Origin of the sequence: Oceanimonas baumannii (assembly GCF_002245495.1) — a bacterium.
Lineage (GTDB): Bacteria > Pseudomonadota > Gammaproteobacteria > Enterobacterales > Aeromonadaceae > Oceanimonas > Oceanimonas baumannii.
The window spans coordinates 160,235-186,611 of record NZ_NQJF01000001.1 but is presented as its reverse complement, the minus strand read 5'-3'; the positions used below and the strand labels follow the sequence as shown (position 1 = coordinate 186,611).

Annotated in this window: 19 protein-coding genes, 1 pseudogene and 1 other annotated feature; of the genes and pseudogenes, 18 read left to right on the top strand and 2 right to left on the bottom strand. The window is 56.1% G+C overall.

What is annotated here, in order from left to right:
- Positions 1–7: 7 nt before the first annotated feature.
- The 16 genes from frr (at position 8) to tilS (ending at position 20,747) form a co-directional block, all read left to right on the top strand.
- On the top strand, positions 8–565 hold the full coding sequence (frr, locus tag B6S09_RS00920) for a ribosome recycling factor (RefSeq protein ID WP_094276617.1): 558 nt from the start codon (positions 8–10) through the stop codon (positions 563–565).
- Between the two features lie 72 nt (positions 566–637).
- Complete coding sequence (gene uppS, locus B6S09_RS00915) at positions 638–1,399, top strand: polyprenyl diphosphate synthase (protein WP_094276616.1); 762 nt, start codon at positions 638–640, stop codon at positions 1,397–1,399.
- A 72-nt stretch (positions 1,400–1,471) separates the two neighbouring features.
- Entirely contained in the window at positions 1,472–2,326 is an 855-nt protein-coding gene (locus tag B6S09_RS00910; protein WP_094276615.1) for a phosphatidate cytidylyltransferase, read from the top strand.
- A gap of 1 nt (position 2,327) precedes the next feature.
- Complete coding sequence (gene ispC / locus B6S09_RS00905) at positions 2,328–3,521, top strand: 1-deoxy-D-xylulose-5-phosphate reductoisomerase (protein ID WP_094276614.1); 1,194 nt, start codon at positions 2,328–2,330, stop codon at positions 3,519–3,521.
- Entirely contained in the window at positions 3,518–4,867 is a 1,350-nt protein-coding gene (rseP, locus tag B6S09_RS00900; RefSeq protein WP_094276613.1) for a sigma E protease regulator RseP, read from the top strand. Before ispC ends, rseP begins: the two co-directional genes overlap by 4 nt.
- Before the next feature lie 29 nt (positions 4,868–4,896).
- Complete coding sequence (gene bamA, locus B6S09_RS00895) at positions 4,897–7,302, top strand: outer membrane protein assembly factor BamA (protein ID WP_094276612.1); 2,406 nt, start codon at positions 4,897–4,899, stop codon at positions 7,300–7,302.
- A 124-nt stretch (positions 7,303–7,426) separates the two neighbouring features.
- Positions 7,427–7,927, top strand: a complete 501-nt coding sequence (locus B6S09_RS00890; protein ID WP_094276611.1) for an OmpH/Skp family outer membrane protein — start codon at positions 7,427–7,429, stop codon at positions 7,925–7,927.
- A 13-nt stretch (positions 7,928–7,940) separates the two neighbouring features.
- Positions 7,941–8,963, top strand: a complete 1,023-nt coding sequence (gene lpxD, locus B6S09_RS00885; RefSeq protein ID WP_094276610.1) for a UDP-3-O-(3-hydroxymyristoyl)glucosamine N-acyltransferase — start codon at positions 7,941–7,943, stop codon at positions 8,961–8,963.
- 25 nt (positions 8,964–8,988) lie between these two features.
- Positions 8,989–9,450, top strand: coding sequence for a 3-hydroxyacyl-ACP dehydratase FabZ (fabZ, locus tag B6S09_RS00880; protein WP_014293049.1), 462 nt, complete (start codon positions 8,989–8,991; stop codon positions 9,448–9,450).
- Positions 9,451–9,470: 20 nt separating this feature from the next.
- On the top strand, positions 9,471–10,244 hold the full coding sequence (lpxA, locus tag B6S09_RS00875; protein WP_094276609.1) for an acyl-ACP--UDP-N-acetylglucosamine O-acyltransferase: 774 nt from the start codon (positions 9,471–9,473) through the stop codon (positions 10,242–10,244).
- Positions 10,237–11,382, top strand: a complete 1,146-nt coding sequence (gene lpxB, locus B6S09_RS00870; RefSeq protein ID WP_094276608.1) for a lipid-A-disaccharide synthase — start codon at positions 10,237–10,239, stop codon at positions 11,380–11,382. The genes lpxA and lpxB overlap by 8 nt, the downstream gene beginning before the upstream one ends.
- On the top strand, positions 11,379–11,972 hold the full coding sequence (gene rnhB / locus B6S09_RS00865; protein ID WP_094276607.1) for a ribonuclease HII: 594 nt from the start codon (positions 11,379–11,381) through the stop codon (positions 11,970–11,972). The genes lpxB and rnhB overlap by 4 nt, the downstream gene beginning before the upstream one ends.
- A complete protein-coding gene (dnaE, locus tag B6S09_RS00860; RefSeq protein ID WP_094276606.1) occupies positions 11,969–15,442 on the top strand; it encodes a DNA polymerase III subunit alpha in 3,474 nt (1,157 codons plus the stop codon). Before rnhB ends, dnaE begins: the two co-directional genes overlap by 4 nt.
- 9 nt (positions 15,443–15,451) lie before the next feature.
- Positions 15,452–16,408 (top strand): acetyl-CoA carboxylase carboxyl transferase subunit alpha, encoded by a 957-nt coding sequence (gene accA / locus B6S09_RS00855; protein WP_094276605.1) that lies wholly within the window; start codon positions 15,452–15,454, stop codon positions 16,406–16,408.
- Positions 16,409–16,563: 155 nt separating this feature from the next.
- Positions 16,564–19,440, top strand: a complete 2,877-nt coding sequence (locus B6S09_RS00850) for a ligand-binding sensor domain-containing diguanylate cyclase (RefSeq protein ID WP_094276604.1) — start codon at positions 16,564–16,566, stop codon at positions 19,438–19,440.
- 2 nt (positions 19,441–19,442) lie between these two features.
- A complete protein-coding gene (gene tilS, locus B6S09_RS00845; RefSeq protein WP_094276603.1) occupies positions 19,443–20,747 on the top strand; it encodes a tRNA lysidine(34) synthetase TilS in 1,305 nt (434 codons plus the stop codon).
- Positions 20,748–21,550: 803 nt separating this feature from the next.
- Here the strand turns inward: tilS and B6S09_RS18605 are convergent.
- Both B6S09_RS18605 and hpf read right to left on the bottom strand, forming a co-directional pair.
- Positions 21,551–22,711: pseudogene (locus B6S09_RS18605) on the bottom strand (chorismate mutase); the annotation flags it as partial.
- A gap of 33 nt (positions 22,712–22,744) precedes the next feature.
- Positions 22,745–22,866: a sequence feature (Phe leader region), on the bottom strand.
- Between the two features lie 184 nt (positions 22,867–23,050).
- Positions 23,051–23,380: a ribosome hibernation-promoting factor, HPF/YfiA family gene (gene hpf / locus B6S09_RS00835; RefSeq protein WP_094276601.1), complete on the bottom strand. Its 330-nt coding sequence runs from the start codon at positions 23,378–23,380 to the stop codon at positions 23,051–23,053.
- A 251-nt stretch (positions 23,381–23,631) separates the two neighbouring features.
- On the opposite strand from hpf, the gene B6S09_RS00825 reads away from it, so the two are divergent.
- On the top strand, positions 23,632–25,536 hold the full coding sequence (locus B6S09_RS00825) for a transglycosylase SLT domain-containing protein (RefSeq protein ID WP_094276599.1): 1,905 nt from the start codon (positions 23,632–23,634) through the stop codon (positions 25,534–25,536).
- A complete protein-coding gene (locus B6S09_RS00820; RefSeq protein WP_094276598.1) occupies positions 25,526–26,335 on the top strand; it encodes an NAD(P)-binding domain-containing protein in 810 nt (269 codons plus the stop codon). Before B6S09_RS00825 ends, B6S09_RS00820 begins: the two co-directional genes overlap by 11 nt.
- Positions 26,336–26,377: the final 42 nt, after the last annotated feature.

Genomic DNA, 26,377 nt, shown 5'->3' with positions numbered 1-26,377 from the left:
AACGACCGTGATAAACGACATTAAAACCGACGCTAAAACCCGTATGGAAAAAAGCATCGAAGCGCTGAAATCCCAGATGAACAAGGTGCGCACCGGCCGTGCCCATCCCAGCCTGCTTGATACCATTCACGTGGACTATTATGGTGCCTCTACCCCGCTTAATCAGCTGGCGAACATTACCACCGAAGACTCCCGCACGCTGGCGGTCACCGTGTTTGATCGCTCCATGATCCAGGCAGTGGAAAAAGCCATCATGATGTCGGATCTGGGACTCAACCCGTCCAGTGCCGGTGCCATGATCCGTATTCCGCTGCCGCCGCTGACCGAAGAACGCCGTAAGGATTTGATCAAGGTAGTACGCAACGAAGCCGAGCAGGGCCGCGTTGCCATTCGCAACATTCGTCGCGATGCCAACAACAGCCTGAAGACCCTGCTGAAAGACAAGGAAATTTCTGAAGATGATGAGCGTCGTGGTCAGGACGACATCCAGAAAATTACCGATTCCAGCATCAAGCTGGTAGACGATGCCCTCGCTGCCAAAGAAAAAGAGTTAATGGAAATCTGATAGTTACATCAGGTATAGTAGCCAACGCCGTGTAGCTGCCTGCACGGCGTTTGTTTTTGTGCAGGAGTGATTATGCCAGCTACGGCAGCATCGAATGACGACGCGCGTCTGCCCCGTCATGTGGCCATCATTATGGATGGTAACGGACGCTGGGCAGAGCAACGAGGAAAATTCAGGGTGTCCGGTCACAAGGCCGGGGTAAAATCGGTTCGGGCTGCAGTCAGTGTTGGCTACCGGCTCGGTCTGGATGCGCTGACCCTGTTTGCTTTCTCCAGTGAGAACTGGCGGCGTCCGGAAGATGAAGTCAGTGCGCTGATGAGCCTGTTTATTGCTGTGCTGGGCTCGGAAGTGCGCAAACTGCACCGTAACAATATTCGGCTGCGTATCATTGGTGATCGCAGTGCCTTCGCCCCTCATCTGCAGTGTAAAATCAACGATGCAGAGAGTCTTACCGCCAACAATACCGGACTGACGCTCAATATTGCTGCCAATTATGGTGGGCGCTGGGACATTACACAGGCTGCGCAGCAGCTTGCCGGGCGGGTGCAGCAAGGCGAGCTGACACCTGAAGCCATCACCGAAGAACTTATCAACGAACATATTCAGCTTGCCGATCTGGCTCCGGTGGATCTGCTTATCCGTACCGGAGGAGAGCAGCGTATCAGCAATTTTTTGTTGTGGCAGCTCGCCTACGCAGAGCTGTATTTTACGTCAGTGCTCTGGCCTGATTTTGGCGAAGAGGCGTTCAGCGATGCCATTGCCGCTTTTGTCAGTCGGGAGCGGCGTTTTGGGTGCACCGGCGCCCAGATAAGAGGCATGCTGAAACAAGAGTAAAGCTGAGCCGAGCGGATAAAAATGACAAGGGTGAGTGAATAATGCCATCACCCGTCTGAAAGAGGACATTTCTTGCTAAAGCTTCGTATTATCACGGCCCTGTGCCTGATCCCTGTGGTGCTGGGGGCTATTTTTTTGCTGCCTCTGCCGTTTTTTGCCCTCTTTGCCACCGCTGTTTACCTGCTGGCTGGCCGGGAATGGGGGCGTTTTATCGACACCGGAAAATCCAATGCGGTGATGGTGTTTCTGGCACTGGTACTGGTGGCATTGATGGCCAGTGTACCCATTGATCAAATCTGGGCCGATGGCTTGCATGGCTGGATTTCGATGGTGTTAAACGCCGGTGCTGTCTGGTGGCTGTGTGCGGTTCCGCTGGTACTGGGTTACCCAGCCAGCGCCGCGCTCTGGCAGAGCAGACCCTGGCTTAAGGCGCTGTTTGCCCTGCTTAGCCTGGTGCCGTTTTTCTGGTCATTGCTGGTGTTGCGCAGCTTCCACTATGAGCAGGACCCGTACTATGGTGCCTGGTTATTGCTGTTTGTTATGGCCTTGGTGTGGGCGGCCGATACCGGCGCTTATTTTGCCGGCAAAACCCTTGGTAAACACAAGCTTTGCCCGCGGGTCAGTCCGGGGAAAACCATGGAAGGCATGGTCGGTGGTCTGATTGCGGCTTGCCTGCTGGCGTTGATTGTTACCTTTGCTGTTGAGCTGCCTGTCGCTCAGCGTAATGCGGTGCTGCTGGCTTCGGTTGTCGCCGTGCTGGCGTCGGTGCTGGGTGATCTGGTTGAGAGTATGTTCAAGCGTGAAGCCGGGCTCAAGGATTCCGGTAATATTCTGCCCGGTCATGGTGGCATGATGGACAGAATTGACAGTCTGACTGCTGCGCTGCCCATCTTTATTGTGGTGTATCAACTGGCGGGGCAAAGCTGATATGCAACAGCTGACCATATTAGGTGCTAGTGGCTCCATTGGCCAGAGTACACTGGCGGTGGTGCGTCGCCATCCCGACCTGTTTTCGGTATTTTCGCTCACGGCCAGCCGCCGGACAGATGCCATGCTGGCCGACTGTCTGGAATTTGCTCCCCGCTATGCGGTGATGGCAGATCCTGCCGCCGCTGCCAGCTTGCGTCGGGAGCTGGCGCAGGCCGGCAGTGCGACCGAAGTACTGGAGGGCAGTGAGGCTATTTGTATGGTGGCGGCTGCACCCGAGGTAGATGTGGTGATGGCAGCCATTGTCGGTGCTGCCGGCCTGTTGCCGACACTGGCTGCGGTGAACGCCGGCAAGCGGGTGTTGTTGGCCAATAAAGAAGCACTGGTGATGAGTGGCGAGCTGTTTATCGAGGCTGTGCATCGCAGTGGTGCCGAATTACTGCCGGTAGACAGTGAACACAATGCCATTTTTCAGTGCCTGCCGGACGGACTGCAGCATCAGATCGGCCGCGGCAACCTGTCCGGGGCCGGGATCAGTAAAATTTTGCTGACCGGCTCCGGCGGTCCTTTCCGTTACACGCCGGTTGAGGAGCTGGCTGCGGTGACGCCGGCGCAGGCAATCAATCATCCCAACTGGTCCATGGGGCCCAAGATCTCGGTCGACTCCGCCACCATGATGAACAAGGGACTGGAGTATATTGAAGCGCGTTGGTTATTTAACGCTGCGCCTTCGCAGATTGAGGTGCTGGTGCATCCGCAATCCGTTATCCACTCTATGGTTCAATACTCGGACGGCTCTGTCTTGGCCCAGCTTGGTCAGCCGGATATGATGACGCCCATTGCTCATGCGCTGGCCTGGCCTGAGCGCATTGAGTCAGGGGTGGCCCCTCTTGATTTCACCCGTTTAGGGGAACTCAGCTTTATGGCGCCGGATATGGCACGTTACCCTTGCCTGCAACTGGCGATAGAAGCCTGTGATACCGGGCAGGGAGCGACTACGGCGCTGAATGCCGCCAATGAGGTAGGCGTGGCGGCCTTTTTGAACGAGCAAATCAGCTTTATGGATATTGCCGGTATTAACCGCAGTGTGATGGATCGCCTGAACTCTGTCAGGGCACATACGCTGGAAGATATACTGGCGCTGGATGCGGAAGCGCGCCGGCTGGCCGCACAACTGATCAGGATACATTCATGACCGGAATACTGTGGAATCTTGGAGCCTTTATTGTTGCGCTCGGGATATTGGTCGCCGTGCACGAATACGGCCATTTTTGGGTGGCCCGGCGTAATGGCGTTAAGGTAGAGCGTTTTTCCATTGGCTTCGGCAAGCCAATCTGGCGCAGAACCGGGCGTGATGGCACCGAATATGTGCTGGCCATGATCCCGCTTGGTGGTTACGTGAAAATGCTGGATGGCCGGGTGGACGAAGTTCCGCCGGAACTGGCGGATCAGGCCTTTAACAATAAGTCCGTCTGGGCTCGCATGGCCATTGTAGTGGCCGGGCCGATGGCAAACTTTTTATTTGCCATTTTTGCTTTCTGGCTGATGTTTCTGATTGGCGTTCCATCGGTTAAACCGGTGGTCAGGGATGTGCTGCCGGAATCACCGGCTGCCATGGCTGGTGTGCAGCCCGGGATGGAAATCACCTCGATTAACGGTAATGACATCCTGACCTGGGAAGACGTTAATTTTGCTCTTATTGGCAGCATCGGCGCAGAGCAGAGCACATTCGGAGTACGGGACAACAGTGGGCGTCAGCAGCAACTGACAGTGCCTCTTGAGCGCTGGCAGTTTGATCCCGACAGTGAGTCTCCTATTACTGCACTCGGGCTTACGCCGGAAGGACCGGTGGCTACCTTAACGCTGGAGCAGGTGCTGTCCGGTGGTGCCGGTGAACAGGCCGGTTTGCAGGCAGGTGACGAATTACAAAGCGCAAACGGCGAGACCTTGTCAGATTGGTCACAGTTTGTGGCGCTGGTGCAGACATCACCGGAACAAGCGGTGGAACTTGTGGTGTCCCGTAACGGTCAGAGGCTCAACGTAACACTCATTCCGGACCGGCGAGAAACCGACAGCCAGGTGCTGGGCTATGTGGGGCTTGCGCCTGCGGTCACACCGGTAGATGAACGTTACCGTTTTGAGCTGACCTACGGGCCGTTACAGGCATTGTGGCAAGGGGTTGAACGCACCTGGGAACTGACGGTGCTGACCTTTAACATGATTGGCAAACTGCTGACCGGTATTGTCTCGGTAGATAACCTGAGCGGCCCCATCTCGATTGCCAAGGGGGCGGGTGCCAGTGCCGGTTTCGGGCTGGTGTATTTCCTTAGCTTTATGGCGTTGGTCAGCGTCAACCTCGGCATTATTAACCTGTTGCCGCTGCCGGTGCTCGATGGCGGTCACTTGTTGTTTTATGTGATTGAGGCCATCACCGGCAGGCCGGTGCCGGAAAAGGTACAGGAACTGGGATTCAGAATTGGAGCGGCTCTGTTGGTGTTATTGATGGGGCTGGCACTGTTTAACGATATTGGTCGCCTGTGAGCGGCAAGACACAAGGATTAAGTCAGGCTATGGCAAAAACAAGGGCTGTAACAAATACCCTCGCCGCTTCTTGCCTGCTGGGTGCCAGCATGCTGGCCCAGGCACAAAGCGGTGTGGCCCCCTTTGTAGTGGATGATATTCAGGTTAACGGGCTGCAGCGGGTGACGCTCGGCGCGGCGCTGCTCAGCCTGCCGGTAAGGGTAGGTGAAGAAGTGGATCAGGCTCGTCTGGCCGAGGCCATTCGCAGCCTTTATGCTTCCGGTAACTTTGAGCAGGTTCAGCTGTTGCGGGATGGCGATACCCTTATTGTGCAGGTGACCGAACGCCCTACCATTGCTGGTATCAGTTTCAGCGGTAATAAGGAAATTAAAGAAGAACAGCTGCGCGAAAGCCTGGAAGGGGCTGGGGTTCGGGTGGGGGAACCACTGGATCGCACCACCTTGAGTGAGCTGGAAAAAGGCCTGGAAGACTTTTACTACGGTGTGGGTAAATATTCTGCTGATGTAAAAGCCGTACTGACGCCTCTGCCCCGTAACCGGGTTGAGCTGAAGTTTGAGTTCGTTGAAGGCAACGCTGCCGAGATCAAACAAATCAATATTGTGGGCAACAGAGCGTTCAGTGAAGAGCAGTTGCTGGATCAGCTGGAGTTGTCTGACAGTGTGCCCTGGTGGAACATTCTGGGCGATCAGCGCTATCAGAAACAAAAACTGGCCGGTGATATTGAAGCCCTGCGCTCCTATTATCGTGACCGGGGTTACCTCAAGGCTGAAATCACCTCTACTCAGGTGTCCATGTCGCCTGATAAGGAAGGGGTTTATATCACGCTGAACGTGGACGAAGGGGAGAAATACACCGTCTCCGGCGTCAGTCTGCGGGGCAACCTGATTGATCGCCAGCAGGAAATGAATGAGCTGGTGCCTGTTGCTGCGGGCGATCTTTACTCTGCCGCCGATACGGCACACATGGAAGAGCTGCTGTCGCGTTTTCTGGGCCGCTTTGGCTACGCCTATCCGCGCATTAATACCTTCCCTCAGATCGATGAAGCCAGCAAGAAGGTTGAGCTGGTGGTGAATATTGAACCGGGTAACCGGATCTATGTGCGCCGCATTAATTTCAGCGGGAACGAAATCACCAAAGATGAAGTACTGCGTCGGGAAATGCGTCAGGTGGAAGGCACCTGGTTGTCCAGCGAGAATGTGGAGCAGTCCCGCACTCGTCTGAACCGTCTGGGTTACTTCGAAAATGTAGAAGTAAACACCCAGCGTATCCCCGGTCAGGACGACCTGGTTGATCTGGATGTCAAAGTGAAAGAGCAGCCTGCCGGCTCCATCAACTTTGGCGTGGGTTTCGGTACCGACTCAGGCTTCAGTATTCAGGCCGGATTACAGCAGGATAACTTCCTGGGTACCGGTAACCGGGTGGGTATCAACTCCCAGATGAATGACTACTCGAAGAACGTGTCACTGGATTATACCGATCCCTATTTCACCGTGGATGGTGTCAGCCTGGGTGGCCGCGTTTATTATCGTTCGTTTGAACCCGATGATGATCTGGCCTCGATCGACTATGAAAGCACGACTTATGGTGTTCGTGGTCTCACCGGTTTCCCGGTGAACGAAAACAACAGTCTGAACTTCAGTGTGGGCTATGAGCACAATACTCTGAGCCAGCCTGATCGTCCGTCGGAACAGCTGCGTGCATTCTGGGCCGATAATAAGGCGCTGGATAGCGAAAAGGTCAGCTTTGATGATTTTGACATTACCGCCGGCTGGACCCGCAACACTCTGAACCGGGGCATTTTTCCCACCGCTGGCAGCCGTCAGAATCTGAGCGCCAAAGTGACGGTGCCCGGCTCCGATCTGCAGTATTACAAGCTGAGTTTCGATAACGGCCATTATTTCCCGCTGGATCGCAAGCACAACTGGGTACTGCACGGTAAGTTCCGTGCTGCCTTTGCCGATGGTTATGGTGATACCAACCGACTGCCTTTCTTTGAAAACTATTATGCTGGTGGCTTCAGTACCCTGAGGGGCTTCAAGAGCAACTCGGTCGGTCCTCGGGCGGTGTATAACGAAAATGGACAGCTCACCACTGACGGCAGTGCCATTGGCGGTAATGCCCTGCTGGCTGGCTCTCTCGAGCTGATTTTGCCAACACCTTTTGCCGGTGAAGATCTACAGCGCTCCTTGCGTACCAGCCTGTTTGTAGATGTCGGTACGGTATGGGATACCGAGTACGATGCGGCTGACTTTTCCGGTTGCGTGAAGGGATGTTATGACTTTGGTGATCCGGGAGAGTATCGTGCTGCTGCCGGTGTGAGCATGCAATGGCTGTCGCCGCTGGGCCCGCTGGTGTTTTCCCTGGCAACCCCCATCACCGAGGTCGAAGGTGACAGGACGGAAGTGTTTAACTTCAACATTGGCCGTACCTTCTGAAGAGGCAGACTGAGGCCTGGAGAGTGGCAGACTAACCATGTATCGGATCTGCCGTTATTAATAACAGCACGTTGGGAAGAGCATAGCGAATCCCAACGTGAAAACGCCCCACAAGGAGAATTAAATGAACAAACTGCTTAAACTGGCCGGTGCACTGACGCTGGTGTTCACGGCGACCCTGGCTCACGCACAGGGTAAAATCGCAGTCGTGGATACTGCCGAAGTATTTCAGAAAATGCCGCAGCGTGACGTTGTGCGTAATAAACTGAAAGGTGAGTTTGCTTCTCGGGTGAAGGAAGTACAACAGCTGGAAGAGCAGGGCCGCAGTTTTGTGGAAAAACAGCAAAAAGACATGGCTTTTATGAACGATCAGCAAAAAGCCGAGGCCCAGAAAAAACTGAATGAAATGCAATCCACTTTTGTGCAGAAAGCCCGCTCACTGGAGCAGGACAGAGCCAGACGTGAGCAGGAAGAACGTCAGAAAATGCTGTCGCGCATCAAGGGTGCGATAGATGAGATAACCAAGGCGAAGGGGCTGGATCTGGTGATTGAGCGGGGAGCCGTGATTTATGTTAATCCTTCTCTCGATATCACTCAGCAAGTGATCAGCCGCGTCAGCAAGTAATAAGAGCAAGTCCATGAGTATCACACTGCAACAACTGGCCCAGGCACTGGGCGCCGAGCTGCACGGAGATCCGGCGCAGCCCATCCACAAGCTGAATACGCTCGATAAGGCCGGTTCCGGTGAGATCGCCTTTCTGACGGACAGTAAGTACCGACACCTGCTTGAAAAGACACAAGCAGCAGCGGTGATTGTCAGGCCGGAAGACAAGGCCGTCTGTCCGGTAGCCTGTCTGGTGATGAGCGATCCTTATCTGGGGTTTGCTCTGGCCGCGCAGGCGCTGGATACCACTCCGGCTCCTGCGGTGGATGTGCACCCCAGCGCGGTGGTTGCAGAGTGCGCCAGTCTCGGCGAAGGGGTCGCTATCGGTGCCAATGCGGTGATTGAGTCTGGTGTGGTACTGGAAGACGGCGTTATCGTCGGAGCAGGATGCTTTATCGGCAAAAACACCCGCCTGGGTGCACGGACCAGACTCTGGGCCAATGTGACGATTTATCATGATGTGACGTTGGGCAGCGATTGTCTGGTTCAGGCGGGGACAGTGATCGGAGCCGATGGTTTTGGTTATGCCAACAACAAGGGCGAGTGGATCAAGATCCCTCAGCTCGGCGGAGTCATGATTGGTAACCGGGTTGAAATTGGTGCCTGTACTACCATCGATAGAGGTGCGCTGGAAGACACTCGTATTGCCGACAATGTGATTATCGACAATCAGTGTCAGATCGCCCACAACGTGGAGATTGGCTACGGTACCGCCATGGCGGGGGGGACCGTCATGGCCGGTAGTCTCAAGGTCGGTAAATATTGTATTATTGGCGGTGCCTCGGTGTTCAATGGTCATATGGAGATCTGTGACGGTGTCACCATCACCGGCATGGCCATGGTCATGAGACCCATTACCGAGCCCGGCATCTATTCCTCCGGTATTCCGCTGCAGCCCAACAAGGAGTGGCGTAAAACGGCGGCGCGCGTTATGCGCATTGACGATATGCACAAGCGGCTGGGCCGCCTTGAAAAAAAATTGAACAACAACGACTAAGCACTCTTTTTGGTAGGGTTAAATTTTGAGTAACGAACTGAACCAGTTGGACATCCAGGAAATCCTGGAACTGTTGCCGCACCGCTATCCTTTTCTGATGGTGGACAAGGTGGCTCATTATGAAATCAGCCCCGAGCGCAAGACCCTGCGCGGTATCAAGAACGTGTCATTCAACGAGCCCATGTTCACCGGCCATTTTCCCAACAAGCCGGTGTTCCCCGGTGTGCTGATCCTGGAAGCGATGGCTCAGGCCACCGGTATTCTGGCATTTAAAATGGTCGGCAAACCCAAGCCCAACGAGCTGTATTATTTTGCCTCCATCGACAATGCCCGCTTTAAACGTCCCGTGGTACCGGGAGATCAGCTGGTACTGGATGTGGTTTATCTGAAAGAGCGCAGAGGCATTGCCAAATTTACCGGTGTTGCCAGCGTCGACGGCGAAGTGGTATGTACTGCCGAGCTGATGTGCGCCAAACGCGAGGGTTAAGTGTGAGTGAACAAGGTGCAATGATCCATGAAACCGCCATTGTCCATCCCGATGCCAAAATCGGCAGCGGCGTGGAAATTGGCCCCTGGACCCTGATCGGTCCGGAAGTCGAGATCGGTGACGATTGCCGGATTGCCTCTCATGTGGTGATCAAGGGCCCAACCCGCATTGGCAAGCGCAATCACATCTTTCAGTTCGCCTCCATCGGGGAAGATTGCCAGGATAAAAAATATGCCGGCGAGCGCACCGTGCTGGAAATTGGCGACGACAACATTATTCGTGAATCCTGCACCTTTCACCGGGGCACTTCCCAGGATGACAGCCTGACCTCAGTGGGCAGTCGTAACCTGTTTATGGTGAATGTGCATGTGGCGCACGACTGTCGTATTGGCAGTGACTGCATCTTTGCCAACAATGCCACCCTGGCAGGACATGTTCATATTGGCGATCATGTCATTTTTGGTGGCCACGCCGCGATTCATCAGTTTGGCCGGGTGGGCAGTCATGCCTTTATCGCCGGTTGTGCCGCGCTGAATAAAGATGTTCCTCCCTATGTGATGGCTGCCGGACATTATGCCAAGCCCTTTGGCATCAATTCCGAAGGTCTGCGTCGCCGTGGATTCAGCAAAGAAGGTATTTCGGCTATCAAGCAGGCTTACCGTGAGCTGTTCCGCAGCGGCAAAACCGTGGAAGAGGTGCTGCCGGCATTGCAGGAGCTGAGCGAACAGCAGCCTGAGGTGGCCATTATGGTTGATTTCCTCAAGGCCAATGAGCGCGGTATTATCCGTGCCTGACGCCCCGCTTCGTATTGGGATTGTGGCCGGAGAAGTCTCCGGCGACACCCTCGGTGCCGGGCTTATCCGCGAGCTGCGCCGTCGTCATCCCGATGCCGTTTTTGAAGGAATTGCCGGCCCGCAGATGCAGGCTGAAGGCTGCCGGGCTCTGTTTGAAATGGATGAACTGGCGGTGATGGGCATAGTGGAAGTTCTGGGACGCCTGCCGCGCATTCTGCAGATCCGCAAACGTATTATTCAGCATTTCAGCGATAATCCGCCCGATGTCTTTGTCGGTATTGACGCGCCTGACTTCAATATTGGCGTGGAGCTGAAGCTGCGCAAGGCAGGCATTGCCACCGTACATTACGTCAGCCCGTCGGTGTGGGCCTGGCGGCAGGGCCGTATTCACAAAATCAAGGCCGCTACCGATATGGTGCTGGCTTTCCTGCCGTTTGAAAAAGCCTTTTACGACCGTTTCGACGCTCCTTGTCGTTTTATCGGCCATACCCTGGCCGACCAGATGCCGCTGGTACCCGACACCCTGGGTGCCCGTGAACGCTTGGGGCTGGATCCCGAGGGGCGCTACCTGGCCCTATTACCTGGCAGTCGTCATGCCGAGGTGACCTTGTTGTCACCGGTATACCTGGAGGCCTGTAAACAGCTGAAGGTGCGTTACCCGGATCTCAGGTTTGTGGTGCCGCTGGTCAGTGAAAAGCGCCGTCAGGAATTTCTTGATATCAAACAAGAGATCGCCCCCGGACTGGATATAACCCTGATTGAAGGGCATGGCCGGGAAGTGATGACCGCCGCTGACGTGATCCTGCTGGCGTCAGGCACAGCCACCCTCGAAGCCATGCTGGCCAAAAAACCCATGGTGGTGGGGTATAAACTCAAAGATTTCAGCTACTGGCTGGCCCAGCGGCTGGTAAAAACCGACTATGTGTCCTTGCCCAACCTGCTGGCAGATCAAACGCTGGTGGCAGAGCTGATCCAGCATGAGTGTACGCCGGGGCACATTGTGGATGAAGTCGGCAAACTGTTGGATAACGATCCCAGTGAGCTGGTGGCTCACTTTACCCAACTGCATAAAAAGATTCGTTGCAATGCCGATGAACAGGCCGCTCTGGCGGTGCTGGAACTGGCAAAAAAAACATGACCGATATTATTTATCCCTCCGGCGTGCTGGTGGCCGGGGTTGACGAAGTCGGGCGTGGCCCGCTGGTTGGCGATGTGGTGACCGCGGCAGTTATCCTTGACCCCGACAACCCCATTCCGGGCCTTGCCGATTCCAAGAAGATCAGTGAAAAGAAGCGGGAGCTGCTGGCACCGCTGATCCGCGAACGGGCTCTGGCCTGGGCCATTGGTCGCTGCACGGCTGCCGAAATTGATGAGCTTAATATCCTGCAGGCCACCTTGCTGGCCATGAGCCGGGCCGTGGCTGCTCTGCCGGTACAGCCCGGTTTTGTATTTATTGATGGCAACCGTTGCCCCCGTTTGCCCATGTCTGCTGAAGCCGTGGTCAAGGGTGACAGCCGGGTGGCCGAGATCAGCGCCGCTTCCATACTCGCCAAAGTGGAGCGGGATAACGAAATGCTGGCCCTGGATATCTTGCACCCACAATATGGTTTTGCCCGTCATAAGGGATACCCCACCAAGGAGCATCTGGCTGCACTGGCTCTGCACGGTGCCTTGCCTGAGCATCGGAAAAGCTTTAAGCCCGTGGCCAGAGCGCTGGAGGGCGCATGATCCCTAGCTTTATCCATCTGCGTATTCACTCTGATTTTTCCATGGTGGATGGCCTCACCAAAATCGGTCCCATTACCGGACGAGTGCAGGAGCAGGGCTACCCGGCCTTGGCCCTGACCGACGAAATGAACCTGTGCGGCCTGGTGCGTTTCTACGGCGATGCCCATAAAAGAGGCCTCAAGCCGCTGATCGGGGCCGATTTCTGGGTGCAAAGCGAGGAAATGGGCGAGCAGCTGTTTCGTCTGCCTCTGCTGGCCATGAATAACACCGGCTACCAGAATATTACCTTGCTGATATCCAAGGCTTATCTGCGTGGCCATATTCAGCACAGGCCCGTTATCGATAAAGCCTGGCTGGCGGAGCACAGTGAGGGGGTGATTGTGCTGTCCGGCGGCCGGGAAGGGGATGTGGGCACTTACTTGCTAAAGGGTAACCAGGAGCTTGCCGGGCAATGCCTGGCGTTTTACCAGCAGCATTTTCCCGACCGTTACTACCTGGAACTGCTGCGCACCGGTCGTCCCGACGAAGAAAGTTACCTGCACATGGCGGTGGAGCTGGCCACGGAACAACAGTTGCCGGTGGTGGCCACCAACGAAGTGGTGTTTCTCGACAAGAGTGATTTTGACGCTCATGAAATTCGTGTGGCCATTCATGATGGTTACACCCTGGACGACAAGCGCCGGCCCAAGCGTTACAGCCCCGAGCAATATCTGAAAAGCCCGGAGGAAATGGCCGAGCTGTTTGCCGATATTCCCGAGGCGCTGGAAAACAGTGTGGAGATCGCCAAGCGCTGTAACGTGACGGTACGGCTGGGCGAATACTTTCTGCCGGACTTCCCCACCGGCGACATGAGCATTGAAGATTTTCTGGTCAAATGCTCCGAAAAGGGCCTGGAAGAACGGCTGGAATTTCTGTTCCCGGATCCGCAAGTACGGGCGGACAAGCGCGATGAATACGACGAGCGGCTGAGAATTGAGCTCGACGTGATCAACCAGATGGGCTTCCCTGGCTACTTCCTTATCGTGATGGAATTTATCCAGTGGTCCAAGGACAACGGTATTCCTGTTGGGCCCGGACGAGGATCCGGTGCCGGCTCCCTGGTGGCCTATGCGCTCAAAATCACCGATCTTGACCCGCTCGAATTCGATCTGCTGTTTGAACGTTTCCTGAACCCCGAGCGGGTGTCGATGCCCGATTTCGACATCGACTTTTGCATGGATCGCCGTGACGAAGTGATCGATCACGTAGCCGAGCTGTACGGGCGTGATGCGGTATCCCAGATCATTACCTTCGGTACCATGGCCGCCAAGGCGGTGGTGCGTGATGTGGGGCGGGTGCTGGGCCATCCCTATGGTTTTGTCGACCGTATTTCCAAGCTGATCCCGCCCGATCCCGGCATGACCCTGGCCAAGGCCTTTGAAGCCGAGCCCAAGCTGCCCGAACTCTACGATCAGGACGAAGAGGTACGGGCGCTGATCGATATGGCACGTATCCTCGAAGGGGTAACCCGTAATGCTGGCAAGCACGCCGGTGGGGTGGTGATCGCACCGACCAGGATCACTGACTTTTCTCCGTTGTACTGTGATGCTGAGGGCCATAACCCGGTCACCCAGTTTGACAAGAATGACGTGGAATACGCCGGCCTGGTGAAATTCGACTTCCTCGGCTTGCGTACCCTGACCATCATTGACTGGGCGCTGGGCATGATTAACCCCAGACTGGCGAAGGAAGGCAAGCCGGCGATCGACATCGCCGCCATCCCCATCGACGACAAAGCCTCTTTCCAGTTGCTCAAGCGCCATGAAACCACGGCGGTATTCCAGCTGGAATCCCGTGGCATGAAGGACTTGATTAAACGGCTGCAGCCGGACTGCTTCGAAGACATGATCGCTCTGGTGGCCCTGTTCCGTCCGGGGCCGCTGCAGTCGGGCATGGTGGATAACTTTATCGACCGTAAGCACGGCCGGGAAGCGGTGTCCTACCCCGATGAACAGTGGCAGCACGAATCGCTGCAACCTATTCTGGAACCCACCTACGGCATCATCCTGTATCAGGAACAGGTGATGCAGATTGCACAGGTACTGGCGGGTTACTCCTTGGGGGGGGCAGATTTGCTGCGCCGGGCCATGGGTAAAAAGAAGCCGGAAGAGATGGCCAAGCAGCGGGCCGGTTTTGAGGCGGGGGCCGTTGCCAACGGTATCGACGGCGAGCTGGCGATGAAAATATTTGACCTGGTGGAGAAATTCGCCGGGTACGGGTTTAACAAATCGCACTCTGCCGCTTATGCCCTGGTGTCCTACCAGACCCTGTGGCTGAAGACCCATTTCCCGGCCGAGTTTATGGCGGCGGTGATGACCGCCGATATGGACAACACCGACAAGGTGGTGACCCTGGTGGACGAATGTCAGCGGATGGGGCTGACGTTGATCCCACCTGATGTTAACACCGGGCGTTATCGTTTTACGGTGAATGAAGATGGCCACATTGTGTATGGTATTGGTGCCATCAAGGGGGTGGGTGAAGCCCCTATCGAGTCTATCCTCGCTGCCCGTGAAGCTGGCGGTCCGTTCCGGGACCTGTTCGACTTCTGTAACCGGGTGGATCTGAAAAAGCTGAATAAGCGGGTGATGGAAAAGCTGATTCTTTCCGGGGCCATGGATCGGCTGGGCCCGCACCGGGCGGCCATTATGGCCAGCCTGGGCGAGGCCATGCAGGCGGCCGATCAGCATGCCAAGGCCGAGGCTCTCGGTCAGGGTGACATGTTCGGCGTGCTGGTGGAAGAAGACAGTGTTGAGCACGCTTTTGCCGATGTACCTCACTGGCCTGATAAGATATGGCTTGACGGTGAACGCGATACACTGGGGTTGTATCTCACCGGTCACCCCATTAATCAATATGCCAAAGAGTTGCGGCACTATACCAGCGGCCGTCTGAATGAAGTGCAGCCCGGTGGCCGTGATCGCATCAGCACGGTGGCAGGGCTGGTGATTGCCGCCAGAGTGATGACCACCAAGCGGGGCAACCGTATGGGTATTCTCACCCTTGATGACAAATCGGGGCGTCTGGATGTCACGCTGTTCTCTGATGCACTGGAACGCTATGAGTCTTTGCTGGAAAAAGATAAAATTCTGGTTATTAGCGGACAGGTAAGTTTTGACGACTTCTCCGGCGGCCTTAAAATGTCGGCCAGAGAAGTGCTTGATATCAGCGATGCCCGGGAGCGTTTTGCCCGTGGCCTTGCATTGTATATAGATAAAAGCCGCATCGATCAGGGCTTTTTTACTCAATTGCTGGACATACTCACGCCGGTTAGGGCGGGCGTATGTCCTGTGCGTGTGACCTATAACCGACCTGGCGCAAGAGCCGAGCTCACTCTGGGCACCGAGTGGCGGGTAACCCCCACCGATCAGATGCTGGACTCGCTGAAAGGCCTGCTGGGGCCGGACAAGGTCGAACTGATGTTTGAATAGAGGGCAGCCATGAGCCACCATTTTCTGGATTTTGAACAACCTATCGCCGAACTTCAGGCCCAGATTGAAGAACTTCGCCATGTGGGCGAAGGCGAAGGCCTCGACATCGATCTGGATGAAGAGATCGGTCGTCTGGAAGTGAAGCGCGACGAGCTGACTAAAAAAGTATTCGGCAACCTGGGTCCCTGGCAGATTTCCCAGCTGGCCCGTCATCCCCGTCGTCCTTACACTCAGGACTATCTGGATATGATGTTTGGCGAATTTGATGAGCTGGCCGGCGATCGTGCCTACGCTGACGACAAGGCTATTGTCGGTGGGGTGGCCCGTTTTGAAGGCCGCCCGGTGATGGTGATTGGTCATCAGAAAGGCCGTGAAACCAAGGAAAAAATCAAACGCAACTTTGGCATGCCCCGTCCGGAAGGCTACCGTAAGGCCCTGCGGCTGATGGAGATGGCCGAACGTTTCAAAATGCCGATCCTGACCTTTATCGACACTCCCGGTGCCTACCCGGGCGTGGGTGCTGAAGAGCGCGGTCAGAGTGAAGCCATCGCCCGTAACCTGAAAGTCATGGCCGGTCTGAAAACCCCCATTATCTGCACCGTAGTGGGTGAAGGTGGCTCTGGCGGTGCCCTGGCCATTGGCGTGGGTGACCGGGTTAATATGCTGCAGTATTCTACCTACTCGGTGATTTCCCCGGAAGGCTGTGCCTCTATTCTGTGGAAGAGCGCCGAGAAGGCCTCCGTGGCCGCCGAAGCCATGGGCATTACCGCAGGCCGGATCCATGAGCTGGGTCTGATCGACAATGTGGTGGAAGAGCCCATGGGCGGCGCCCACAGCAACCCGCTGCTGATGGCTGAACGCCTGAAAGCGCGTCTGATCGCTGATCTGGCCGATCTCGAGCAGCTCGATACCGATGCGTTGCTGGAGCAGCGTTACCAGCGTCTGATGAAATACGGTTATTGCTGATAGGCCGGCTGCCAGGGGCACGTCTATAGCTTGCATGAGCGCCTTCAGAGGCGCTTTTTTCTTTCCCGCCGAACCCGTTGGTTCTTCCTCATGTCCGCTTTTTAAACTGTTATATTTTGTCTTGAGATAGAACCACTTACCAGGGAATGTCTTGTATGAACCTTCGTTATTTACTGCTGCTTGTGTGCTTTTACTTCCCGCTGTTGCCACTGAGCGCCGCTGATTCACCATTGAGGGATTACTATCAGGACAGCTGGACCACTCGTAATGGTCTGCCTCACAACAGTATCAACAGCATGGCACAAACGGCCGAAGGTTATCTCTGGTTTGCAACCTGGGAGGGAGTGTCACGCTATAACGGACGGAGGTTTCATACTTTTGTGCGTGGTGAGCAAACCGGCTTGGCTGACTCGGGAATTCGTGGATTGACTACGGATGGCGATGGCTTGCTGGTAGTGGGGGCCCGGGGGAGTTTCAGTCGTTATCAACATCCTCACTGGCAACCCCAGAGAAGCCTGCCGGCCATGGTGAACCATGTACTGCGTGACCAGAAAGGACGGTTATGGTTTGCGACTGAAGGTGACGGTATTTATATGCGTGACCAGCAAGGGACACAACATCATTTTTCATCATCTCAGGGTCTGCCTGGGCTGGCGGTTTACCGTTTGCTGCAAACAGAAGACGGGCGGATCTGGGCGGGAACCTCTCTCGGGCTGGTGGAGATCGGGCCTGATCTGGAAATCACCGTGAATAGGCAGATCCCGGCTGTTCCGGTACAGGCGTTGTTGCAAACACAGCAAGGACAGTTGCTGGTGGGTTCAGGGCGAGGGTTGTATGGCAGTGACAAGAGCGGCAGCTTTGCCCCTCTTCATCCGCAACTGGCCGAGGAAGCCATCAGCACTCTGCTGGAAGATAGTGACGGTGAATTGTGGATTGGCACCATTGACCGGGGGCTGGTGCGTCTGGGCAGGCATGGACTGGAGCGGCTGGATACGGAACAGGGTCTGCCCAACAACCGGGTGGTGTCATTGCTGCAGGACTCGGAGGGCAATATCTGGGTGGGCACCAATGGTGGCCTGATGCGTTTGCGTGACGCGCCTTTTACCAGTTTTACCCAAGAACAGGGGCTGTCCGGAAACTATGTACGTACTGTACTCGCCGATGAAAATGGGAAAATCTGGGCGGGTACCAGCAACGGCCTCAGTCAGATCCGCCCCAGTGGCGTGCAGTCGGTGCCGGTTGAACTTCCCGACGGTAAGGTGCCATCTATTTTGAGTCTCGCCCAGCAGGATAATACCCTCTGGCTGGGGACCTTTATTCATGGCCTTATCGGCCTCACGCCTGACCGGCCGCCGCAGATTATTGATAGCCGGCAGGGTCTCAGTGCCAATGAAGTTCGCGCCATATTACCGGCCCGGGATGGCAGTCTGTGGATAGGTACTGCCGACGGACTTAACCGTTTGTACCAGGGCCGAGTGACCACTTATGGCAGGAAAAACGGTTTGCCCGGTGAATTTGTGATGGCGCTGCACCAGGCGGAAAACGGCGATATCTGGGTTGGCACTGGGGTCGGGGTGGCGATTTTGAGCCGGGGGGATCCGGCAGAGATCAGAACACTTGATTTACACAGTCAGGAAAGTGCCGAATATGCCTTTGGCTTTTATCAGCAAGCGGGCAGCGATGCCGTCTGGGTTGCTACTGACCGCGGTCTGCTGCGTTACCGGTATCGGGATGACAGTCTGTCCATCGTCGGTCGTCCTCAGGGGTTACCCATTGAAAAAATGTTTCAGCCGGTAGCCGATCAGCAAGGCGGGCTCTGGCTGACCACCAACCGGGGAATACTGAGGCTGGACTTGCAGCAGGCGCATCAGGTGGCAGATGGTGAGCTGGATGTCATTCCTTTTGAACTGTTCGGAGAAGGAGATGGTATGGCCAGCAGCCAGGCCAATGGAGGGGCGGGGCCTGCAGCCACTTTGGCCCCTGATGGCAGCCTTTGGATTGCGACGGCCATCGGGGTGGCACGAGTGCAGCCCAAACGGCTGGCCAGTCTGGTGCGAAATAATCTGCCGGTGGTGCTGGAAGATATCAAGGTCAACGGTATATCGGTATTGCCGGAGCCGTCCCTGGACCTGCCAGCTGGCAGCGAGCGTATACAAATTGAGTTTGCTGGCTTGGGTTATGTGATGCCCGAGCGCATCCGTTATCGCACCCGGCTGGAAGGATTCGACAAGGAATGGGTTGCGCGCGATAGCCAGAACCTGGCGGAATATACCAACCTGTCACCGGGTCATTACCAGCTTAACGTGGCGGCATCTTATCCTTATACCCCCTGGAGTGACCGGGAAGCCAGCCTGAGTTTCAGTATTGCGCCGTTTTTCTGGCAGCGTCCTGCGTTTTGGATCCTTCTGGGAGGAGGTGGATTGTTGCTGATATGGGGCTTGTTTCAACTGCGCCTGCGCATGCTGAAGAGCAGTGCCATTACCCTTCAGCGGCTGGTGGATGAAAAAACCTATGCCCTGCAACAGCAGACTCAGGCCTTTGAACGCCAGGCGCGGGAAGATCAGCTTACCGGCCTTGCCAATCGCCGGGCCTTTGATGAATGGCTGGCTGAGGCTTATGGTTATTCCGGGCAAAGTGCTCATGATCTTTGTCTGGCGGTGGTGGATATTGATTACTTCAAGCAAGTAAACGACCGGTGGTCGCATAGTGTTGGAGATGAAGCGATTAAGGCTGTGGCGCAGGTATTAAAGGAGCAGATCCGCAGTCAGGATAAGCTCGCTCGCTGGGGGGGAGAAGAATTTACCTTGTTGTTCCCCGATACCAGTCTGAAAGATGCCGCCCGTATTTGTGAGCGTATTCGCCGGGCTGTGGCTGAGCTTGACTGCAGCCCGATTGCCGAGGGCCTGAGCCTGACCGTGTCGCTGGGGGTGGCAGATACGAGTGATGCACTCAGTCCAGACCGGCTGTTGGCGTTGGCGGATCAGGCGCTTTATGATGCCAAGAGTGGCGGGCGAAACCGGGTGGAGATGTGAGTATGACATTGTATGAGCGCATGTGCCGGTGCCTGCATGATCACTATCCACAAGGTCCGATATATATTGCCTTCAGTGGCGGGCTAGACTCCACGGTGCTGCTGGTACTGGCAGCACGGCTGGCTGCTGAGCAGGATCGCAAACTTTGTGCCCTGCACGTGCATCATGGCCTGCAGGCAGCGGCCGATGCCTGGCCGGCACACTGTTTGCGGCTGGCAGGCTCTCTGGGTGTTCCCTGCCGGATTTTGCCGGTGAAGGTAGCCACCGGCGCGCGTATCAGCACGGAGGCTGCCGCGCGTGACGCCCGTTATGCCGCACTGGCGGCTGAATTGCCGGCGGGTGCCGCTCTGCTGACCGGCCATCACCTGGATGATCAGGTGGAGACCCTGTTGCTGGCGCTTAAGCGTGGTGCCGGTATTGCCGGATTGGCCGCCATGCCGGAGTGCAGGGCGCTGGGGCAGGGGATACAGATCAGGCCGTTGCTGGCGCATTCCCGGAACGAGCTGGAGGCCTTTGCCGCTGAGCAGACGTTAAACTGGGTGGAAGATCCGTCCAATGCCGACAATCGCTTTGACCGCAATTTTTTGCGTAATGAGATAGTCCCGCGCTTGCTAAAGCAGTGGCCTGCTTTCTCCAGAACAGCCAGCCGCAGCGCAGCGCTGTGTGCCGAGCAACTGGAACTTTCGCAGGCGCTGGCGGAAGAAGACATGTCGGTGCTGCAGAATACCGCGAAGGGACTCAGCATTGCCGGTCTCGAGACCTTCAGTACCGCCCGGCGCAATAACGTTCTGCGTTATTGGCTGAGCGAACAGGGCATGTTGCTCAGCCGCAGTCAGCTGGCAGTGGCCTGGCAAGAACTGGCACTGGCCCGTGAGGATGCCGATCCCGTGCTTAACATTGGCGAAAAAACGCTGCGCCGTTATCAGGGTTATCTGTATGTCCCGGCACTGGAACATGAACCGGTGGCCGTCCCTGTACTTCAGCCAGAGCAATGGCAGGATTTGGGCGTCGGACGCCTGTGTCTGTCTTGGGGAAGAGAGCTGGTGGCGGTTCGGGCCGATATTGCGCCTGAAAAACTGCACATTGCCTTTGGTGTGACCGGTCTTCGCGCCTGCCCGGCGGGCCGCAGTGGCTCGCGTCCGTTAAAGAAGCTCTGGCAGGAATATGGGATCCCTCCCTGGCAACGTCCACGGGTGCCGCTGCTGATGCATGAAGACAAGCTGGTGGCGGCGCTGGGAGTGTTTATCTGCGACGATTACCTTGCCCGTCCCGACGAGTCGGGCTGGCAAATACAATATCAGCGGTAAAATGCAGCAAGTCCCGACAGGCAGGCACCGGTCATTCCGGATAACCCCATCATGTCGGGACTTTTTTTAGTCTGCCAGGTGTCCGTTTTTTGTTATCGGTAAAGACTTTGCGCCAATTGCTCCAGTGTCCGGTTGCTGTCGGTGACGGCGATGGAGAATCCACTGACGCCCGCAGCATGAAGGGCATCGCCCAGGCGTGGCAGGGTAGTGGCGTCCCCGCTTAAGCGGCTGACCAAGGGCAGGTGTGTCCGGCTGCTTAGCTCCAGCAGGCTGGACAGAGGCAGTGCCTGGCTGTCCAGCAAGGCCAGTTGCTGATTGCCCTGCTGCAAAATATGCTGGGCTACTTTCAGGCTGTGCTCCGGCTCTTCGGCCAGCTCCAGCAGCAAGGGGCGGGTACAACGACCGGCGGCACTGAGCAGCTCATCATTGGAGGACGCTTTGGCATCCAGCAGCAGCCAATCTACCTGCTCGGCGGCTTTGTGCACCTGCTCAGCATTGGTGACCCGGGTCATGGCCGCCAGATCGAATCGCTCGGCCGTCGCGTGCAATTGCTGCAGTCTGTCCAGTCCCAGCTCCGTGCCGACGTCGGTAAAGCAGTCCAGTGCCAGTACCTGGCCGCCCTGCTCTTTAATGCTGCGGGCCAGTTCATCCAGCTGCGAGCCGGGCCAGCTTTCCAGCTCGGCTATCAGCAAGGGCTCGTCGCCTCCCAGGGTGAAGGGGCCAACCTGTACCCGGGTGTTATCGGCCTTATAGTGACGGCTGTAGCGTACCGGCTCATTTTGCTTTGGGGTCTGCGTTTTGTTCAGCAGCCGCGCAGGAATACGAGTGGGAGACACTTCTGCGCTGGGGTAGCAGCCCATGACCTTGATAAAGCGGGTAATGTTGCCCAGCTCTTTCATGGCGCTCTGCATATCGCCGCTGTTGGCGTTGGCAGCGACATCCACATAGAACATTTCTTCCCAGGGATTGCCGATAATGGGACGTGACTCCAGCCTGGTCATGGTGATGCCATGGTTGCGCAGCACCAGCAGGGCTTCCACCAGAGCACCACTTTGCTGACCGGTAGACATAATAAAACTGGTTTTGGCCGGGATTTGCTCTGCCACTTCAATGGGCTTGCGGGCCACTACAATAAAGCGGGTCATGTTTTGTTTCTGGTTGGCCAGTCCTTCTACCAACGGAACCAGCCCGTGCAGCGCGCCTCCGTCGGCGCTGCCCAGTGCGGCTACGTCCGGGCGGCTTAGTCTGGCGACCTGCTCCATGGCATTAGAAGACGCCGCGCAAAATTTCACATCCAAATCGGCCAGACGACTCAGGTACTGAGAGCATTGCTGATAAGGCTGAGAATGGGTATAGAGCGTTTTGATTTGCTCTACGCGGGTATCGGTGGCCACCAGCAGGCAGTGTTCAATAGGCTGGGTCAGCTCACCGACAATCGACAGACGGGTATGCTGCATGAGGTCAAAAACATCATTGATGGCACCGGAGCTGGTGTTTTCGATGGGCAGGATGCCGTACTGGGCCTGGCCGGATTCCACGGTTTCAAAAATCTGCTGAAAGCTCTCGCAATTGTGTTCAATCAGTGGTGCCTGAAAGCGGGAAAGGTATTTCCGGGCCGCCATATTGGAATAAGAGCCTTTCAGGCCAAGAAAGGCCACGCTGATGGCGGGAACGCTGTCTCTGGGGTTGAGCAAGTCCTGTAGCAGCGCTTGCTGTGACAGTACGGAGTCCTCAATGATGGTGTGAAAAATGCGGGTAACAAAGTGCGCATCCAGGCCAAGCTGACGACCCTGACTGACCAGATCCACCAGCAATGCCTGCTCCCGTTCCTGATCGCGAATGGGGCGCGGGTTTTCCAGTTTGGAGCGGGCCACATCCAGGCTCAGGGTTTTGCGCTGTGCCAACAGGCTCAGCAGTTCCTGGTCCAGGCGGGTGATGTTGTTTCTAATGTCGTCCAGATTCATGAATAGGGTGTCCTTCCTCGCCAGCATGTATCAATAAAAAAAGCCTCCCTGGTGGGAGGCTTTGCTATTCGTCTTTCGCTTGTTTTTCGCCAGACAGCCGCCTCCCGGTTCAGGATGCAAAAAAGAAGCGAAAGAAAAACAGCTGAATAAGCATATAAATGTGACTCTTAAGTGATGCAACTTATAGAAATACTGAAAAGCGGCGCTGCTGGCAAGTGGTTTCCCGAAATATCGGGCAAAATCTCCTGCCGGGAAAAAAGAAGAGCGGGAAGTTCAGGTTGTGCGGAAAGAGATTAGCCGCGGATAAACCGCGGCTGGCATACTCTCGAAGTACTGTGTTTATTCTTCTTCTTGCTCTGCTACCGGCTGAGCAGTCTGGCTGCGCTGGGCCAGCGGTTTTTCTGCATAGCGGGTCAGCTGCCGTTCCAGTTTCTGGCCCAGATCGTTGATGGCGGCATACAGGTTTTCATCCTCGGCCTGAGCGAATAATGTTTCGCCAGGCAGGCCGGCGCTGGCTTCTACCTGATAGTTCAGGCCTTCTTTCTGGATCACCACATGGGGGGTGATTAAGGCAATCTGACGACGGTTCAGCTTTTCAAAACGACTCTCAATCCGTTCACGAATGGCGGGAGTGATGTCAATAACATGGCTGGTAATGGCAATGGACATAAAGGACCCCCTTGGCTGTTGTCTTTTGCTTTACGGTTTCAGATTACTCCCTTGATAAAAGGATTTCGTGAGCTGGATCAAGTAATCGTCGCAATCAGCAGGGGCCGGGAAATAAGTGTGAGCCAGACGGAGAAACTGGATCAAACGACGCCAGCTGTCTTGCTCATCAAAAGAAATTATGGCCAGCCCATTGGCAGCATCGCCGCCATTTCTTACGATAGCGACATCATATCGTCGCGGGAGTAAGCAGCGTGTTCAAACGGGCAGGAATCGGCATTTTATTATTGAGTCTGGGGCTGACGGCTCAGGCTTCGCCACTTCGAGAGCAATATCGTCAGGCCGAGCAGGCCCTTAAGCAGGACAACAACGAACAATACCGGGAACTGAGAGCCCGGCTGGATTCCTATCCGTTGGTGCCTTATCTGGATTATCGTTATCTGGCCGGCCGGTTGAGTTCGATCAGCACCAAAGACGTTCAGGACTTTATGGAGCGTTATCCTGACTCGCAACTGGCTGACCGGCTGGAGCGGCAATATTTGTTTCGTCTGACCCGGGAGCAACGCTGGCGCGAATTTCTTTCGCTTTATCCCAGCCTGCCCAACAGCACCGAGCTGCAATGCGCTCATTACCGGGCCAAATGGGCAACCGGCGATAAGGCCGGCGCCCTGGAAGGGGCCGAAAAGCTGTGGCAATACGGCCGTTCCCGGCCCAATGCCTGTGATCCGTTATTTGAAACCTGGAAGGCCCAGGGCGGTCAGACCGATGAACACATCTGGCAGCGTATGCTGCTGGCCTATGAAAATGGTGAGAGCGGGCTGATTAAATACCTTGCCGGCCTGCTGAGTAAATCGGCCGGCCCTGATGGCGAGCTGCTGATGGCGCTGGATAGTAACCCGGCCATTCTTGCCGAGCGGGAGCGTTTTGATACCGGCAAACACCACAGTGATGCCATTGCGGTGGCATTGACCCGGCTGGCCAATCAGGATCCTTCCCTGACCATGGAGCTGTACCCGCGTTTTCAGCGTCACCCGGGGCTGAACGCGGCCCAACAGGCAGAAATAGAACGCAGCCTGGCTCGTCGTCTGATGTTTAACCGCACCCATGAGTATCGTCGCTGGCTTGATAAGCGCCTGCCTGAGGTTGGCAGCGATGCGCTGTTTGAGCTGCGGGCGCGGCTCGCCATCTGGGAGCAGGACTGGGAACATTTGATTGGCTGGATAGACAGGCTGCCTGCAGACGAGCAAAACACCAGTCGCTGGCAATATTGGCGTGGCCGGGCGTTGGCGGAAACCGGCCAGCAACAGGCTGCCGATAAAGCCTGGGCCAAGGCCGCCGGTGAGCGCGATTACTATGGTTTTCTGGCTGCACAGCGAAGTCAGCGGCCTTATTCACTGAACCGTCAGGCTCCGCCACCGGCTCCCGAGTGGCGCTCGGCTGTTAACACCTGGCCAGCGTTACCGCGGGTGGAAGAATGGCTGGCATTGGGTAACAAGTCGGCAGCACGCAGTGAGTGGTATCACCTGCTGAGTAAAGTCAGTGAGCCTGAACAGCTGGCACTGGGCGCGCTGGCGCTGGAACGGGGCTGGCACGATAAATCCATTCTTGCCAGTATTCGTGCCAAGGCCTGGGATCAGCTCGATTTGCGTTTTCCCATCGTCTATCGGGATATTTTCCGCCAGCAGGCCAAAGCGCTGAAGCTGGATGAACCCATTCTGTTTGCCATTGCCCGCCAGGAAAGTGCCTTTTATGAAGATGCCCGCTCGCCGGTGGGGGCTGGGGGACTGATGCAGTTAATGCCGGCCACCGCCAAAGAGACGGCACGCAAGCATGGTATCAGCGATTACCGTCGCAGCAGTGATGTGTATGTGCCGGGGATCAACGTGCAGCTGGGATCCAGCTATTTCAGTGAGTTGCTGGTGCGTTACGACGGAAACCGGATTCCTGCCATTGCTGCCTACAATGCGGGGCCAGGGCGCATAAACCGCTGGCTGGCAAACAGCGGCAGCCGGCCGGTGGATGTGTGGGTGGAAAATATTCCCTATCGTGAAACCCGCGGGTATGTGCAGAACGTGTTGGCTTATTCGGTGATTTATCAGGAAATGCTGGGTCAGCCCAAACGTTTTCTTAACGCGAAAGAGCTGAACGATGTCTACTGAGCAGAGTATTGCGATTCTGGGGCTGGGCTGGCTGGGGGAGCCCCTCGGGCTCAGCTTGCACGCGCAGGGCTGGCGGGTATCCGGTACAACCCGTGCTGCGGATAAAGCAGCACGGCTGACAGAGCAGGGCCTGACGGTTGTAGCAATGGATGTCAGCGAAGCTGTGCCGGCTCAATGGCCGGTGGTGCTGTCAGCCCGGACCCTGCTGCTTTGCGTGCCGCCGGGAAAGGTAAACGACTATGCCCGGACCCTCGGGGTGCTGGCCAAAAAAGCGGTGGCCGGCGGGGTAAAGCGGGTTATTTTCACCAGCGCTACGTCGGTCTACAGCGGCAGTGGGGTGAATACCGAACAGAATGCTGCACCTGATGGTCCCAGAGGTGAACGCATGCTCGCCGCAGAGCGAGCCGTGCAGGGGTGCGGAGCCGAGCAAGTGCTTATTTTACGCTTGTCCGGGCTGGTAGGGGGTAATCGTGAGCCGGGGCGGTTTTTATCAGGCAGACATTTTGACGGGGGAGACGAGCCGGTCAATCTGGTGGCTCAGGAGGATCTGTTACGCTTTATTCCGGCTATTCTGGCACGTGATGACTGGCCGGCTGTGCTGAATGTAAGTGCACCTCATCATCCGAGTCGTCATGACTTTTACCGTGAAGCTGCGCAGTTGCAGTCGCTGCCGCCACCGATATTCAGTGGCGGAGGAAAAGGCAAAACCATCGATGGCAGTGCCATCAGTCGTTGGCTGAACATGAACTACCTGGTTACCGATTGGTTTCAATGGCTTTCGCAGCGAGCCCGGCGGTAATTGCGGTATTGGCTTGCCCGGTCTATGATGCGCGCCTGTCGT